Origin of the sequence: Halomonas gemina, from assembly GCF_023554995.1 — a bacterium.
Taxonomy (GTDB): Bacteria; Pseudomonadota; Gammaproteobacteria; order Pseudomonadales; family Halomonadaceae; genus Halomonas; species Halomonas gemina.
This window is the reverse complement of record NZ_JAMJPK010000008.1, coordinates 72,007-85,969: the sequence shown is the minus strand read 5'-3', so window position 1 is coordinate 85,969 and position 13,963 is coordinate 72,007. Positions and strand designations below refer to the sequence as shown.

At 69.4% G+C, this 13,963-nt stretch carries 15 protein-coding genes; 2 read left to right on the top strand and 13 right to left on the bottom strand.

Annotation, left to right across the window (positions count from 1 at the left end; all coding sequences use genetic code 11):
• Positions 1-19 precede the first annotated feature (19 nt).
• Positions 20-832 carry a shikimate dehydrogenase gene (gene aroE / locus M8009_RS16615; RefSeq protein WP_250063264.1) on the top strand — a complete coding sequence of 271 codons (813 nt, stop codon included), beginning with the start codon at positions 20-22 and terminating at the stop codon, positions 830-832.
• Positions 833-961: 129 nt separating this feature from the next.
• Here the strand turns inward: aroE and M8009_RS16610 are convergent, their stop codons facing one another.
• Both M8009_RS16610 and M8009_RS16605 read right to left on the bottom strand, forming a co-directional pair.
• On the bottom strand, positions 962-1,222 hold the full coding sequence (locus M8009_RS16610) for a hypothetical protein (RefSeq protein WP_250063262.1): 261 nt from the start codon (positions 1,220-1,222) through the stop codon (positions 962-964).
• 19 nt (positions 1,223-1,241) lie between these two features.
• Positions 1,242-2,045, bottom strand: coding sequence for a M48 family metallopeptidase (locus M8009_RS16605; RefSeq protein WP_250063260.1), 804 nt, complete (start codon positions 2,043-2,045; stop codon positions 1,242-1,244).
• Between the two features lie 119 nt (positions 2,046-2,164).
• Between M8009_RS16605 and M8009_RS16600 the strand changes: the two genes are divergently transcribed.
• Positions 2,165-3,031 carry an ATP-binding protein gene (locus tag M8009_RS16600; RefSeq protein WP_250063258.1) on the top strand — a complete coding sequence of 289 codons (867 nt, stop codon included), beginning with the start codon at positions 2,165-2,167 and terminating at the stop codon, positions 3,029-3,031.
• A gap of 155 nt (positions 3,032-3,186) precedes the next feature.
• Here M8009_RS16600 and M8009_RS16595 read toward each other — a convergent pair whose 3' ends face one another.
• The 11 genes from M8009_RS16595 to M8009_RS16545 all read right to left on the bottom strand — a co-directional run bounded on the left by M8009_RS16595 (position 3,187) and on the right by M8009_RS16545 (position 13,957).
• Entirely contained in the window at positions 3,187-3,807 is a 621-nt protein-coding gene (locus M8009_RS16595) for a hypothetical protein (RefSeq protein WP_250063256.1), read from the bottom strand.
• Between the two features lie 198 nt (positions 3,808-4,005).
• Complete coding sequence (der, locus tag M8009_RS16590) at positions 4,006-5,409, bottom strand: ribosome biogenesis GTPase Der (protein WP_250063255.1); 1,404 nt, start codon at positions 5,407-5,409, stop codon at positions 4,006-4,008.
• A complete protein-coding gene (gene bamB / locus M8009_RS16585) occupies positions 5,406-6,554 on the bottom strand; it encodes an outer membrane protein assembly factor BamB (RefSeq protein WP_250063253.1) in 1,149 nt (382 codons plus the stop codon). The genes der and bamB overlap by 4 nt, the downstream gene beginning before the upstream one ends.
• Positions 6,551-7,207 carry a YfgM family protein gene (locus M8009_RS16580; protein WP_250063251.1) on the bottom strand — a complete coding sequence of 219 codons (657 nt, stop codon included), beginning with the start codon at positions 7,205-7,207 and terminating at the stop codon, positions 6,551-6,553. The genes bamB and M8009_RS16580 overlap by 4 nt, the downstream gene beginning before the upstream one ends.
• Before the next feature lie 28 nt (positions 7,208-7,235).
• Complete coding sequence (gene hisS / locus M8009_RS16575) at positions 7,236-8,564, bottom strand: histidine--tRNA ligase (protein WP_284047876.1); 1,329 nt, start codon at positions 8,562-8,564, stop codon at positions 7,236-7,238.
• A 40-nt stretch (positions 8,565-8,604) separates the two neighbouring features.
• A complete protein-coding gene (ispG, locus tag M8009_RS16570; protein WP_250063249.1) occupies positions 8,605-9,720 on the bottom strand; it encodes a flavodoxin-dependent (E)-4-hydroxy-3-methylbut-2-enyl-diphosphate synthase in 1,116 nt (371 codons plus the stop codon).
• 10 nt (positions 9,721-9,730) lie between these two features.
• Positions 9,731-10,753, bottom strand: coding sequence for a RodZ domain-containing protein (locus tag M8009_RS16565; protein WP_250063247.1), 1,023 nt, complete (start codon positions 10,751-10,753; stop codon positions 9,731-9,733).
• Positions 10,754-10,801: 48 nt separating this feature from the next.
• Positions 10,802-11,530: a type IV pilus biogenesis/stability protein PilW gene (gene pilW / locus M8009_RS16560; protein ID WP_250063245.1), complete on the bottom strand. Its 729-nt coding sequence runs from the start codon at positions 11,528-11,530 to the stop codon at positions 10,802-10,804.
• Positions 11,531-11,652: 122 nt separating this feature from the next.
• Positions 11,653-12,780, bottom strand: coding sequence for a dual-specificity RNA methyltransferase RlmN (gene rlmN / locus M8009_RS16555; RefSeq protein WP_250063244.1), 1,128 nt, complete (start codon positions 12,778-12,780; stop codon positions 11,653-11,655).
• 212 nt (positions 12,781-12,992) lie between these two features.
• Positions 12,993-13,418, bottom strand: coding sequence for a nucleoside-diphosphate kinase (gene ndk, locus M8009_RS16550; protein ID WP_250063242.1), 426 nt, complete (start codon positions 13,416-13,418; stop codon positions 12,993-12,995).
• 212 nt (positions 13,419-13,630) lie between these two features.
• Positions 13,631-13,957, bottom strand: a complete 327-nt coding sequence (locus M8009_RS16545; RefSeq protein ID WP_106231851.1) for a HesB/IscA family protein — start codon at positions 13,955-13,957, stop codon at positions 13,631-13,633.
• Positions 13,958-13,963 lie beyond the last annotated feature (6 nt).

The following is a 13,963-nucleotide window of genomic DNA, read 5'->3' as shown; positions in this document are numbered from 1 at the left end:
CTGAAGGAGAGAAAACACCATGACCGATCGCTACTGCGTCTTTGGCCACCCGGTCGGCCATTCGAAGTCGCCGGCCATCCACGCCGACTTCGCCGACCAGGTCGGTGATGACATCGAGTACGTCGCGACCGAGGCGCCGCTTGATGACTTCGCCGGCGCCTGGCGACGCTTCGTGGCCGAGGGCGGCCGCGGAGCCAACGTCACCGTGCCCTTCAAGGAGCAGGCCTTCCGCCTCTGCGACACCCTCAGCGAGCGCGCCCGCCGGGCCGGGGCGGTCAACACCCTGATCCTCGGCGACGATGGCGAGACCCGTGGAGACACCACCGATGGTATCGGCCTGGTGCGCGACCTCGAGCGCCATGGGGTGGCGCTGGCCGGGGCGCGGATCCTGGTGCTGGGCGCCGGGGGCGCGGTGCGCGGCGTGCTGGAGCCGCTGCTGGCCCAGGGGCCGGCGAGCCTGCGGGTGGCCAACCGCACCGCGGCCAAGGCCGAGGCCCTGGCCGTCGACTTCCGTGACCTGGGCGCGATCGTCGGCGGCGGCTTCGAGGCGGTGGAAGGGCCCTATGACCTGGTGATCAACGGCACCAGTGCGAGCCTGGCGGGCGATCTGCCACCGCTGCCCGATGACCTCTTCACGCCGCGTGCCACCGCCCACGACATGATGTATGGCGCCGAGCCCACGGTCTTCCTGCACTGGGCCGCCGAGCGTGGCGCCCAGACCGTCGACGGCCTGGGCATGCTGGTGGAGCAGGCGGCGGAGTCCTTCTTTCAGTGGCGCGGCAGGCGCCCCGATACCGCGCCGGTGCTGGAGAGGCTAAGGCAGGCGCTTTAAGAAAGCGCGAACGACTGCCACCGGGTCAGCCCCGAGGATAGCGATGATTGGACGCCGTCAGCGTCTCTTGACGTGGAGCCTTCAGCGCCTCTTGACGTGGAGCCTTCAGCGCTTCTTGACGTGGAGCCTTCAGCGTTTCTTGACGTAGAGCCCCACCATGCAGAGCGCCACGCCGGCCACCGAGGTCAGCATGCCGCCATTGACCAGCCAGGGGTGGCGGTCGATCCAGGGCACGAAGGGCTGGACGGTCTCGCGGCAGACACCCGCCTGGTAGTCCCAGTGCCCCTCCTGGACGAGCAGGCAGTCGCGCACGTCACCCAGTTCCATGAAGTAGGCGCCCATCAGTACCAGGATGGGCGCTACCAGCAGCAGCAATCCGATCTTCAGCATGTGCGTCGAGTCTTCTTTATCAGGGGCGCGGGCAGTTGGGCGTGCGGCCGGCGTTGCGGGCCCGTTCATAGCGACTCATGGCCTCGCCCATGGCCGCCTCCAGGCCGCCGATGCGCTGACCGTGGCTGGGGTGGGTGGACATCCAGGCCGGTGGCCGGGCGCCGCTCCCGGCGGCTCCCATGTTGTCCCACAGCGCGATGCTGGCCCGCGGGTCGAAGCCGGCATCGGCCATCAGGGTCAGGCCCAGGGTGTCAGCCTCGCTCTCGTGGCGCCGCGAGAAGGGCAGCAGGATGCCGTACTGGGCGCCCATGCCCAGCGCCGCCATCATGGTCTCGCCCCCGGCGCCCTGCATGCCGGAAGCCGACGAGATCACCGACAGGCCGAGCTGGGTGGCGGTCTGGGTGGAAGCGCGCTCGTTGGCATGGCGGGCCAGCACGTGGGCGATCTCGTGGCCGATCACCGCGGCGAGCTGGTCCTGGTTCTGCGCGACATGGAGCAGGCCGGTGTTGATGCCCACGTAGCCGCCGGGGAGAGCGAAGGCGTTGGCATCCTCGGACTCGAAGACCTTGACCTGCCAGTTCTGGCTGCGCTCCCGCTCGGGCAGGGCGCGGACCACGGCCTCGGTGACGCACTGCACGTAGCGCAGCGGCGCACCGCCGACCGTCGGCAGCTCCTGCTGGTACTGGGCGAAGGCCTGGGCCCCCATCTGGTCGAGCTGCTCGTCGGACATCAGGGTGAGCTGCGAGCGCCCGGTGGGCGAGGTGGTACAGGCGGCGAGGCTGACGCTCAGGGCGCCAACGGCAAGGTAATGGGTCCAGCGCATGGAGAGCTCCTGTCGGTTCCAGATCACTGAGACTCTGGACGGGGCGTCGAGGTTCGCCACAAGATACCCCGAACGCCGGTCAGGTCAACCGGGAAACGTGCACACCGGGAGGAAGCCTCATGGACGCCGAGCTGTCGCGTCGTTTGCTCAAGCTGCTGGATCACGTCGAGCACTGGCTGCCGCCACCCCCGCTGGAGGTGGACTGGGAGCGTGACGTCGCCGCCCTCTGGCAGCGCCATGCCCTGGGAGGCCGGCTGCTGCCGGTGCCGCCCCGGGATGCCCTGGCGCTGGACGACCTGCTGGGCATCGAGCGCCAGAAGCTGGCGCTGGTCGACAACACCCGGGCCTTCCTGCAGGGCCACCCGGCCAACCACGCCCTGCTGTGGGGCTCGCGGGGCAGCGGCAAGTCGTCGCTGATCCGCGCCCTGCTCAACAGCCTGTCGGGCGAGGGGCTGCGCCTGGTGCAGGTGGACCGCCATGACCTCGCGGCGCTGCCGGTGCTGGTGGAGCAGCTGCGCCACCAGCGCCAGCGCTTCGTCGTCTATTGCGATGACCTCTCCTTCGAGGGGCACGACGATGCCTACAAGGCACTGAAGAGCGTGCTGGACGGGGCCCTGACCGGGCCGCCGCCCAATGTGCTGCTCTATGCCACCTCCAACCGCCGCCACCTGCTGCCGGAGTCGATGAGCGACAACGAGGGCTCGCGACTGGTGGGCGATGAGCTCCACCACGGCGATGCCGTGGAGGAGAAGATCTCGCTCTCCGACCGCTTCGGGCTGTGGCTGGGCTTCCACCCCTTCAACCAGGACGTCTACCTGGAGGCCTGCTGTCACTGGGTCAGCCAGCTGGGCCATCGCGAGGACTGGAACGCCGAGGCGCGGGCCGAGGCGATCCGCTTCGCCACCCTGCGCGGCGGGCGCAGCGGTCGCGGCGCCTGGCAGTTCGCCACCCAGTGGGTGGGCCGCCGGCGCCTGCACGGGAAGTAAGATAGAACTTCAGCAAAATCCCGGCAACGGGGCTGATCCGGCGACAGGCCTATGAGGGGCGCTGTGAACCCATCCATGGGCGCTACCGACGCCATCCCTGGCGTAGGACCCCCTCTACGACCTGTTCCCGGCGCCCCGCTTGTGCTCTGGCCACGTTACCCCCGCGGAATCAGCGAGCCATCCTCGCCCACGCCCAGGCGGATGGTGGGAGTGAGCAGGCCGGCGGGCAGGGTCATGCCCAGGCCGCGCAGGTCCCCCGGGGTGATCGCCAGTTCGCTGCCAGCGGGCAGCTCCCCCTGGCGGGCCAGCTGGCTGGCGAGCTCCACCATGGGGGCCAGCCGCTTGCCGTCGCCACCCAGCAGGTCGAAGGCAACCGGCAGGCGCAGCTTGGCGTCATCGCCCGAGGTCAGGGTCACGTCCTGCTCGTAGTCGCCGCTGACCGGCTCCACGCCGGGCATGTCCAGGGTCCAGCGGAAGCCGGCCATCTCCACCGGCGGCATGCCGGTGGGCAGGCCGAGCCCCATGGCCAGGGTGGCCTGCAGCGGCAGGCTGCCGGCGCCGAGGCTCGACATCGCCAGCGACATGATATCGCTGGTGTCTAGGCGGGCATCCACGGCGTAGGGGCCGATGCGCACCTCCTCCACCCCCAGCGACGTCACGGCCAGGCGGAAGGCGAAGAGGCCGGTCTGGGGGATCGCCAGGCAGCCGCCGAGCAGGGCAGCCAGGCAGAGCGGGGCGAGCAGGCGCCAGCGGCGCGTCAGGCGACGGATGAGCATCGTGGAATCCTCAGGGAGAGCAGCGGTGCTGCATTGCAGCGAGGGGCGTATTTCAGGGCCAATGGTGGCTCGCGTCAAGCCGTCGGGGCCCCTCCCTGCCCTCGGCAGAAGCGGAACTGTCGGCGCTTGACGACAGCGCCCGGCAGGTCGTGATGACCGGGCCGGGCGCGGCGGACATGAAGGCCAGGGGAGGGTGGCTCAGCGGCGGCTCCTGCGCGCCTCCTTGGTGCGGCCCAGTTCCCGCTTCTTGGCCTTCTCACGGTCGCTGGCGCCGGCCAGCGAGTCGTAGGGGTTCTCGCCCGATCGGAACTCGAAGCGCATCGGGGTGCCGCGCACCTTGAGCACCTTGCGGAAGGTGTTGGTCAGGTAGCGCTTGTAGGCCTCTGGCAGCGAGCCTGTCTGGTTGCCGTGGACCACGATGATCGGCGGGTTGCTGCCGCCCTGGTGGGCCATGCGCAGCTTGATCCGTCGCCCGCGCACGAGGGGCGGCTGGTGGGCCTCCACGGCGTCCTGGAGGATGGTGGTCAGGCGGTTGGTGGACCAGTGGGCGTTGGCTGAGGCGAAGGCGCGCTCCAGTGACGGGTAGAGGTCCCCCACCCCGGTGCCGTGCAGCGCCGAGATGAAGTGCAGATCGGCATAGTCGGCGAAGCCCAGGCGGCGCTTGATCTCGGTGCGCATCGACTCCTTGGCCTCGTGCTCCAGGCCGTCCCACTTGTTGACTGCCAGCACCAGGGCACGCCCGCTGGTCAGCACGTAGTCCAGCAGGTGGAGGTCCTGCTCCACCAGTCCGCTGCGGGCATCCAGCACCACGATGGCCACGTGGCACTCCTTGATCGCCTCCAGGGTCTTGATGATCGAGAACTTCTCGGCTATCTCGCGGACGTTCTTGCGGCGCCTGACCCCGGCGGTGTCCACCAGCACGTAGGGCTTGCCGCGCCGCTCGAAGGGAATCTCGATGGCGTCGCGGGTAGTGCCGGCCTCGTCGAAGACCACCACCCGCTCCTCGCCGAGCAGGCGGTTGACCAGGGTCGACTTGCCGACGTTGGGGCGGCCGATCACGCCGATGCGGATCCCCTTGGTGCCGGTGTCCGCGGGGATGCTCTCGTCACGCGCGGGGAAGGGCTCGAGCACCTCCTCGATCAGCGTGGTGACGTTGCGGCCATGGGCCGCGGCGATGGGGTGCGGGTCGCCGAGCCCCAGCTGCCAGAAGTCGGCCATGGCGCTGTGCTCTTCCAGGCCGTCGACCTTGTTGACCACCAGCCAGGTCTTCTTCTGGTTGACCCGCAGGTGGTTGGCGATGGCCTGGTCGGCGACGTTGAGGCCGGCGCGGGCGTCGACCAGGAAGAGCACGATGTCGGCCTCGTCGATGGCCACCAGCGATTGCTCGGCCATGGCCGCATCGATGCCCTCCTCGTCACCGCTGATGCCGCCGGTATCGATCACCGTGTAGGCCTTGTCGCCGAGCATGCCGTTACCGTACTTGCGGTCGCGGGTCAGCCCCGGGAAGTCCGCCACCAGGGCGTCCCGCGAGCGGGTCAGGCGGTTGAAGAGCGTCGACTTGCCGACGTTGGGACGGCCGACCAGGGCGATCACCGGCGTCATGGGCGAAGCTCCAGGGCTTCCAGGGTGCCGTCGTTGGCCAGCGCATAGATGCGCCGCCGGTCGGTGAGCGGGCGCACGCCGATCCCCGAGCCGTCGACGCGGGTGCGGCCGACGATCTCACCCTCGCGGGCATCGATCAGGTGCAGGTAGCCCTCGACGTCGCCCACTACCAGGTGGTCGGTGGCATAGGCTGGCGCGGTGAGCGAACGCCCCTCGAGGGCCTCGTTGCGCCAGATCTCGTTGCCGGACCCGGCATCCACGGCGATGACGTGGCTGGCCTCGTCGACCACGAACAGGAAGTCTCCCACCAGGATCGGGGTGTGGTAGCTGGAGAGCTCCTGCGCCCACTGCACCTCGCCGGAGGGGGCGTCGAGGGCGGCCAGGCGGCCGTTGTAGCTGGTCACGAAGAGCCGGCCGTCCTGGGTAAGGACCGGCTGACCGGCCAGGTCGACCAGGCGGTCGATCTCGCTGCGCCCCTGGGGAATGGCGATGCGGCGCTCCCAGAGCGGCTGGCCGCTGCGGTTGTCCAGCGTCACCAGGCGACCATTGGCGAAGCCGGCGAAGGTGACCGGGTCGATCACCGTGGGGGTGCCGGTGCCGCGCAGGGTCAGCGAGGGGCGCGGGCCGCTGTAGACCCAGCGTTCGTCGCCGCTCTGGCGGTCCAGGGCCGTGACGCGACCATCGACGGCCTGCACCACCAGCAGCTGCTGGTTGGCCTGGGGCGCGGCCAGCACCTCACTGGTGACCCGGGAGCGCCACTGGATCTCGCCATCGGCCTGGTCCAGGGAGAGCACCTCGCCGTTGCGGGTGGCCAGGAAGAGGCTGCCGGCCACGGCGGTCAGGCCGCTGGAGACCGGTGTGTCGAGCTCGACCTCCCAGCGGGTCTCGCCGCTGTCGGCGTCCAGTGCCGCCACCAGGCCCCGGCCGTCGGCGGCGAACAGGGTGTCACCGTCCTGGGCCGGTGACACCGGGTAGCCGGCCTCGCCCAGCCCCTTGCCGACGCGCTCGCGCCACAGGGTCTCCAGCTCGGTGGTGGCGTCCAGGGACGTCAGCTCGCGCGGGGCATACTCGGGCTCGGCCTTGCCGGCGCAGCCGGCCAGCAGGGCCAGGGAAGCGGCAGCGGCAATCAGCAGGGTCGGTCTCATAGGGTGGCCTCCTCGGCGCCGAGGTCGTCCAGCTTGAGCTGAACGCCGTAGAGCGGCTGGTCACGTTTGTCGGCGAGGGTCAGGGCCTCGCGCCAGGCCTCACGGGCCTGGTCGGCCTGCCCCAGGGCATGCTGGGCATCGCCGCGCACCTCGGCGCGCTGGGCCGCCAGGGCCTCGGGTACGCCCTCCAGGGTGGTCAGGGCCGTCTCGGCACTGCCCTCGGCGAGCTGCAGGCGGGCCAGGCGCAGGCGCGCCAGGCCCTCTAGGTAGTCGCGCTCGCTGCCCTCGACCACCGCCTCGAGGGCGGCCCGGGCCCGTTCCCGGTCACCCGCGTCGACCGCCAGGCGGGCGTCGAGCAGCCGTGCCAGGTCGGCGTAGAGGGTCTTGCCGTGCTCGTCGATGATCTCGCCGACCAGCTCGTCGGCACGCTGTCGGGCATCGTCGTCCAGGTCGTCCCGGCCGGTGAGGTCGAGCAGCTGCTGGTAGCGCATGGAGGCAGCCTCGGCCTTGCTCGCCTGATAGTCCTGCCAGGCGTTCCAGCCGAACACGCCGGCCGCGGCGATGACCACGCCGGCGATCAGCGAGGTCCCGTTCTCCTTCCACCAGCGCTTGATGGCCTCAAGCTGTTCTTCCTCGGTTCTCAGCTCCGCCACGGGCGGTCTCCTCTGATGCGGGTGTCCGTCAGGCGAAGGATTCGCCTTCCAGCAGGGATGTCAGGGTGTCGGCGAGCCCCGCCTGGGGGAGGCGCTGCTGCTCGCGTTCCTCGCGCAGGAACTTCAGGGTCACGCTGCCCTCGGCCAGCTCGTCCTCGCCGAGCAGCAGCGCCAGGCGGGCGCCGCTGCGGTCGGCCTTCTTGATGCGGCTCTTGAAGCTGCCGCCGCCGCAGTGCAGCTGAAGGCGCAGCTCGGGCAGCGCCTCGCGCAGGCGCTCGCCGAGCAGCAGGGCGGCGGAGGTGGCCGCCTCGCCCATGGGCAGCAGATAGACGTCGAGCTCGTCGCGGGCGGTGTCGGGTACCAGGTCCAGGGTGTCGAGCAGCAGCACCAGCCGCTCAATGCCCATGGCGAAGCCCACCGCCGGGGTCGGCTTGCCGCCGAGCTGCTCCACCAGGCCGTCGTAGCGGCCGCCGGCGCACACCGTGCCCTGGCTGCCGAGCGCCGTGGTGGTCCACTCGAAGACGGTGCGGCCGTAGTAGTCCAGGCCGCGCACCAGCCGCGGGTTGATCACGTAGTCGATGCCGGCGCCGTCGAGCAGCGCGCAGAGCTGCTCGAAGTGCGCGCGGGAGGCGTCGTCCAGATGGTCCATCAGCCTCGGCGCGGCATCGAGCATCTCGGCCATGTCGGGATTCTTGGAGTCGAGGATGCGCATCGGGTTGCTGGACAGGCGCCGGCGGGAGTCCTCGTCGAGCAACGCATGGTGCTGCTCGAAGTAGGCCACCAGGGTGTCGCGATAGGCGGCACGGGCCTCGGCGGAGCCCAGGGAGTTGAGCTCCAGTGTCACGTGCTCGTACAGCCCCAGTGCCTTCCACAGGCGGGCCGAGAGCAGGATGGTCTCGGCGTCGATGTCCGGCCCCTCGAGGCCGAAGGCCTCCACGCCGACCTGGTGGAACTGGCGGTAGCGGCCCTTCTGGGGGCGCTCGTGGCGGAACATGGGGCCCTGGTACCACAGCCGCTGGGTCTGGTTGTGGAGCAGGCCGTGCTCCATGGCGGCGCGCACGCAGCTCGCCGTGCCCTCGGGGCGCAGGGTCAGGCTGTCGCCGTTGCGGTCGTCGAAGGTGTACATCTCCTTCTCGACGATGTCGGTGACCTCGCCGATGGAGCGCTTGAACAGCGCGGTCTGTTCGACGATCGGCGTGCGGATCTCGGCATAGCCATAGCGCTTCATCAGCGCCTGGACCTGGCCCTCGACGTACTGCCACAGCACCGACTGTTCCGGCAGCAGGTCGTTCATGCCACGGATGGCCTGGATCTTCTTCTTACTTGGCTCTTTTTGACTTGCTTGGGACTTGCTCAATGCTTGCTCCTTGTCTGCTCGCCGGACGCCACCCAGGGGGTCAGGCGTCCCGGGCGATGACATCCTGTTCGGCCTGCTGCTTCTCGCGCACCTTGTCGCGGATCAGCCGCTCCAGGTCGTCCACCAGGTGGTCGTTGCGCAGCTTGCTCGCCGGCTTGCCGTCGATGTAGACGAGGTTGGCGGGGCTGCCGCCGGTGAGGCCGATATCGCTCTCCTTGGCCTCGCCCGGGCCGTTGACCACGCAGCCGATCACCGAGACGTCGAGTGGCGTCATGATGTCCTCCAGGCGCTCCTCGAGGGCGTTCATGGTGCCGATGACGTCGAAGTTCTGGCGCGAGCAGCTCGGGCAGGCCACGAAGTTGATGCCCTTGCTGCGCAGGCGCAGGCTCTTGAGCATGTCGTAGCCGACCTTGATCTCCTCGACCGGGTCGGCGGCGAGCGACACGCGAATGGTGTCGCCGATGCCGTCCATCAGCAGCATGCCCAGGCCGATGGAGGACTTGACGGTCCCCGAGCGCAGCCCGCCGGCCTCGGTGATCCCCAGGTGCAGCGGCTGCTCGATGCGCCTGGCCAGGTCGCGATAGGCTGCCACCGCCATGAAGACGTCCGAGGCCTTGACGCTGACCTTGAAGTCGGGGAAGTCGAGGCGGTCCAGATGGTCGATGTGGCGCATCGCCGACTCGACCAGGGCCGCGGGGGTGGGCTCGCCGTACTTCTTCTGCAGGTCCTTCTCCAGCGAGCCGGCATTGACGCCGATGCGGATCGGGATGCCGTTGTCGCGGGCCGCCGAGACCACGGCGCGGACCCGCTCTTCCTTGCCGATGTTGCCGGGGTTGATGCGCAGGCAGTCGACGCCGAGCTCGGCGACGCGCAGGGCAATCTTGTAGTCGAAGTGGATGTCGGCGACCAGCGGCACCTCGACCTCGCGCTTGATGCGCCCGAAGGCCTCGGCGGCGTCCATGTCGGGCACCGAGACGCGCACGATGTCGGCGCCGGCGGCCTCGAGCTGGCGGATCTGCGCCACGGTAGCGGCCACGTCCAGGGTGTCGGTGTTGGTCATGCTCTGGACGGAGATGGGGGCATCGCCTCCGACCGGCACCTTGCCGACATGGATCTGGCGCGACTTGCGACGAACGATGGGGGATTGTGCGTGCATGGTGACGGAATCATTCTCCCAGGGTGAAGCGGGCAACGTTGTTGGCCCCGGCGCGGGCCGGGAGGTCCACGGGCTCGCCTTGCCAGACCAGCTCGACGCCGGTGGCGTTGCCCACGGTCAGGCGGAACGGCGGTTCGCCTTCGACGCGTGCCGTGGTGCCGGGTTCCTGGAGGCCGACGAAGACGCGCTCATTGCTGGCGTCGAAGATCTCGGTCCAGGACTGCTCGTTGAAGGTCAGCTCCAGCACCCGCGCATCGCCGGCCACTTCCTCGGCGGGGCCCTCCTCCTCGGGGGCGGCCTCGGCGACCGCGTCGGGCTCGGCCTCCGCGGCCGCCTCGCCGTCGCCGCTGGCGGCCGTGTCGTCGGCAGCGCTCTCGTCCTCGGCCGTTGCCGGCTCGTCGGCGGCGTCGTCGGCCGGCGACGGCGGCTCGGCATCGCGTGGCGCGTCCTCGACCAGGCCGAGGTCGCTCTCCTCCTCGGGCAGCGGTGGCAGGGAGGCATCGCCGCTGGCGTCTCCTTCGCTGCTGGTGCTGTCCTCGGTGATGGTGGTGCTGCCGTCCAGGCTGTCCACCGATACCGGCCCGCTGTCGCCGGGGGCGGGCGGCTGGCTGCCGCCGCGGCTCTGCCACCACATCAGCGTCAGGCCGATCAGGCCGGCGATCACCAGCACGGTGACCAGGCGGAACAGCCAGGCGCCGAGGCGCGAGGGCGGCCGGGTGACCTGGACCGGGGTGATGCGGTGCTCGGTCTCCTGGGTGCCGAAGCGTGCCTTGTAGGCCTCGAGCACGGGACGGTCGTCGATGCCGAGCAGGTGGGCGTAGCTGCGCAGGTAGCCGCGGCGATAGGCGGCCACCGGCACCTCCTCGTAGCTGTCGCCTTCCAGCCCCTGGATCACCGCCGGGCGCAGGTTGAGGGCGGCGGCGACCTCCTCGCGGTCGAGGCCCTGGGCCTCGCGCTCGCGACGCAGCATCTCGCCCGGGGAGGCCTGGCGTGGTGCGGTCTCGGCGGCATCATCGGTGTGAATGTCGCTCATGGCTGAGCATCCTTCGTCAGTAAACGGTGGTCTGGGCCCGGCACGGGATCACTCCAGCTGGTCGGCGTAGAAGCTGGCGGTGGCGGGGTCGCCGCGATCCCGGGCGATGTCGCGGGCCAGGCGCAGGGCTTCGGCCCGCGGGCCGGCCAGGCGCATGTAGGTCTCGAGCTGCTGCTCGGCGCGCTCGAGGTTGCCCTGGGCGTACTCGAGCTCGGCCAGCAGCAGGTAGCTGCGCGGGCGGCGCGGGGCGATGGCCTGGGCGCGGGCCAGGCTCTCCCGGGCGGCCGCGACGTCGCCCATCTCGAGCCGGCACTGGCCGAGGTTGGCAAAGAGCTGCGCCCGGCTGTCGTACTGGGTATCGCGAGAGGCCTGCTCGAGCTGCTCGCAGGCCTCGCCAAGGCGGCCACGATCATACAGGAACGCGGCGTAGTTGTTGCGTGCCCGGGTGAACGAGGGGTCGGCCTCGAGGGCGCGCCTGAAGGTCTCGTCGGCGAGCCCGGCCTCGCCCTGACGCTGGTGGACCATCGCCATGGCCTGCAGGGCCTCGGCATCCCGGGGATCGATCTCCAGGGCGCGGTCCAGGGCATTCATGGCGCGCGGCAGGTTGTCGCGCTCGAGGTAGGCGACGCCCAGACGGGTGTAGGCCTCGGAGGCCTCGTTGTCGCTGCCCCCGGGCAGGTTGGTCTGGGTGGCGCAACCGGCCAGCCACAGCGAGCCCAGCAGCATGGTGGCGGCGGGTATCTGCCTCAGGCCGATCATGCGCGGGCAACGGGTCATGGCATCCTCTCCAGGTGGGCACGGAGCCGGCGGCCCAGGGTAGCTGGCGACACGCGGCCGACGGTGAAAAAAGGCCCGTCCATCAAAGCGCCGAGCCCAGTTGAAGTCAAGGTGACCCCCGCTCAGTCGGCGTCGATCTGAATGGACTGGATATAGCGCTCGTGGCGCCGGGTGCGATCCTTGACGCGACCCACCAGCTGACCGCAGGCGGCATCGATGTCGTCGCCGCGGGTGGTGCGGATCGGCGCGGTGTAGCCCAGCTCATAAAGCCACTGCTGGAAGCGTACCACCTGGTTGCGCGACGGCGTCTCGTAGCCCGAGTGCGGGAAGGGGTTGAAGGGGATCAGGTTGATCTTGCACGGCAGCTCATCGAGCAGGGCGGCGAGCTGCTCGGCGTGCTCCTGCTGGTCGTTGACGTCCTTGATCACCGTGTACTCGATGGTCACCATTCGCGTGTCGTGGCACTTGGCCAGGTAGCGGTGGCAGGCATCGAGCAGGGTGCGGATGTTGTACTTGCGGTTGAGCGGTACCAGCTCGTTGCGCAGCTCGTCGTTGGCGGCATGCAGCGAGATGGCCAGGCTCACGTCGAGCTCGTCGCCGAGCTTGTCGAGCATCGGCACCACGCCGGAGGTAGAGAGCGTGACGCGGCGCTTGGAGAGGCCGTAGCCGTCGTCGTCGAGCATCAGCTTCATCGCGGGGACGACGTTGTCGTAGTTCATCAGCGGCTCGCCCATGCCCATCATCACCACGTTGGTGACGGGACGCTGGGCGGTGTCGCGGCGGGGCCCCACGCTGCGCTGGGCCACCCACACCTGGCCGATGATCTCGGCGGCGGTGAGGTTGCGCTGGAAGCCCTGCTTGCCGGTGGAGCAGAAGCTGCAGTCCAGCGAGCAGCCGACCTGGGAAGAGACGCACAGGGTGCGGCGCTTGCCGTTGTCGGCGGGGATCAGCACCGTCTCCACGTAGCTGCCGTCCTCCACCTCGAGCACCCACTTGCGGGTGCCGTCGCTGGAGGTGCCCTCGTAGACCACGCCGGGGCCGCGGATCTCGGCGACCTCGGCCAGACGCGAGCGCAGCGCCTTGGAGAGGTTGGTCATGGCGGCGAAGTCGTCGCAGCCCTCGATGTGGATCCACTTCATCACCTGGGCGGCACGGAACTTCTTCTCGCCGATGGAGAGGAAGAAGGCTTCCAGCTCCTCGCGGGTCATGCCGAGCAGGTTGGTGAGACGGGGAGCAGTGGTGGCGGTCATGGCGGTCAGCGAGTCGTTGGGGCAGTGGGCAGCGGGGGCTGTGCCCCCGCTGGGCAGAAGAGCTGCCTAAGGGAACTTCTGATTTATGTCGCGAGCGAAGAGAGGTTGGTCGACGCCGGAGCGCAGAAACCGGAGCCTATGCGGTACTAGGTGAGGATTTCGAGCACCGCCGGCAACCAAGATATCGAGCGCAGCAATAAATCAGTGTTTCCTCAGCGCGGGCAGATCTCGTCAGCCGCAAAGAAGTAGGCAATCTCGCGCTCGGCGGATTCCGGGGAATCGGAGCCATGCACGGCGTTGGCGTCGATGGCCTCGGCGAAGTCGGCACGGATGGTGCCCGGCGCCGCTTCCTTGGGGTTGGTGGCGCCCATCAGGTCACGGTTCTTGGCGATGGCCTCTTCGCCCTCGAGCACCTGCACGACCACCGGTCCGGAGGTCATGAAGCCGACCAGGTCCTTGAAGAAGGGGCGCTCCTTGTGCTCGGCATAGAAGCCACCGGCCTTCTCCTCGGAGAGCTGGAGCATCTTGGCGGCCACGATCTTCAGGCCTCCCTTCTCGAAGCGGCTCTCGATCTCGCCGATCACGTTCTTGGCGACGGCATCGGGCTTGATGATGGACAGGGTGCGCTGGTTGGCCATGGGGGCATGTCTCCGGTTGGTTGGAAAATGATGTGGTGATGGATGCAGTGGTGATGGATAGCGCCGCGCCGCCCCTGGCTCCGCGAGGGAGAGGGCGGCGCGGCGATTCGGATTGAGCGGCCCGGCGCCCGGCGTTGCGGCGTCCGGCGGTTCGGCAACGTGCGCCGACTGGGCGGGGAGTATAACGCTCCGGGACGGCGTTGAACAATCGTTCAGACGCTGAAGCTCTCGCCGCAGCCGCACTGGTCCTTGACGTTGGGGTTGTTGAAGCGGAAGAAGCGGTTGAGCCCTTCCGAGACATAGTCGACTTCGCTGCCATCGAGCATCTCCAGGGCCTCGGGGGCGACGAAGACGGTGACGCCGTGCTCCTCGAAGGTCACGTCGTCATTGGCCGCCTCGTCCGCGAAGTCGAGCACGTAGCTGTAGCCGGAGCAGCCGCTGGGCTTGACCGAGACCCGCAGGCCAAGGCCGTGGCCCCGCTCATCGAGCACCCGGTGGATCTGCTCGGCGGCGGCAGTGGTGATCGAAAGGTGCGCCATGGTCTC

What these genes read in the sequence shown, in the direction of transcription:
- aroE (WP_250063264.1), top strand. Translation starts at nt 20, where the DNA reads ATGACCGATCGCTACTGCGTCTTTGGCCACCCGGTCGGCCATTCGAAG.
- M8009_RS16610 (WP_250063262.1), bottom strand. Translation starts at nt 1,222, where the DNA reads ATGCTGAAGATCGGATTGCTGCTGCTGGTAGCGCCCATCCTGGTACTG.
- M8009_RS16605 (WP_250063260.1), bottom strand. Translation starts at nt 2,045, where the DNA reads ATGCGCTGGACCCATTACCTTGCCGTTGGCGCCCTGAGCGTCAGCCTC.
- M8009_RS16600 (WP_250063258.1), top strand. Translation starts at nt 2,165, where the DNA reads ATGGACGCCGAGCTGTCGCGTCGTTTGCTCAAGCTGCTGGATCACGTC.
- M8009_RS16595 (WP_250063256.1), bottom strand. Translation starts at nt 3,807, where the DNA reads ATGCTCATCCGTCGCCTGACGCGCCGCTGGCGCCTGCTCGCCCCGCTC.
- der (WP_250063255.1), bottom strand. Translation starts at nt 5,409, where the DNA reads ATGACGCCGGTGATCGCCCTGGTCGGCCGTCCCAACGTCGGCAAGTCG.
- bamB (WP_250063253.1), bottom strand. Translation starts at nt 6,554, where the DNA reads ATGAGACCGACCCTGCTGATTGCCGCTGCCGCTTCCCTGGCCCTGCTG.
- ispG (WP_250063249.1), bottom strand. Translation starts at nt 9,720, where the DNA reads ATGCACGCACAATCCCCCATCGTTCGTCGCAAGTCGCGCCAGATCCAT.
- M8009_RS16565 (WP_250063247.1), bottom strand. Translation starts at nt 10,753, where the DNA reads ATGAGCGACATTCACACCGATGATGCCGCCGAGACCGCACCACGCCAG.
- pilW (WP_250063245.1), bottom strand. Translation starts at nt 11,530, where the DNA reads ATGACCCGTTGCCCGCGCATGATCGGCCTGAGGCAGATACCCGCCGCC.
- rlmN (WP_250063244.1), bottom strand. Translation starts at nt 12,780, where the DNA reads ATGACCGCCACCACTGCTCCCCGTCTCACCAACCTGCTCGGCATGACC.
- ndk (WP_250063242.1), bottom strand. Translation starts at nt 13,418, where the DNA reads ATGGCCAACCAGCGCACCCTGTCCATCATCAAGCCCGATGCCGTCGCC.
- M8009_RS16545 (WP_106231851.1), bottom strand. Translation starts at nt 13,957, where the DNA reads ATGGCGCACCTTTCGATCACCACTGCCGCCGCCGAGCAGATCCACCGG.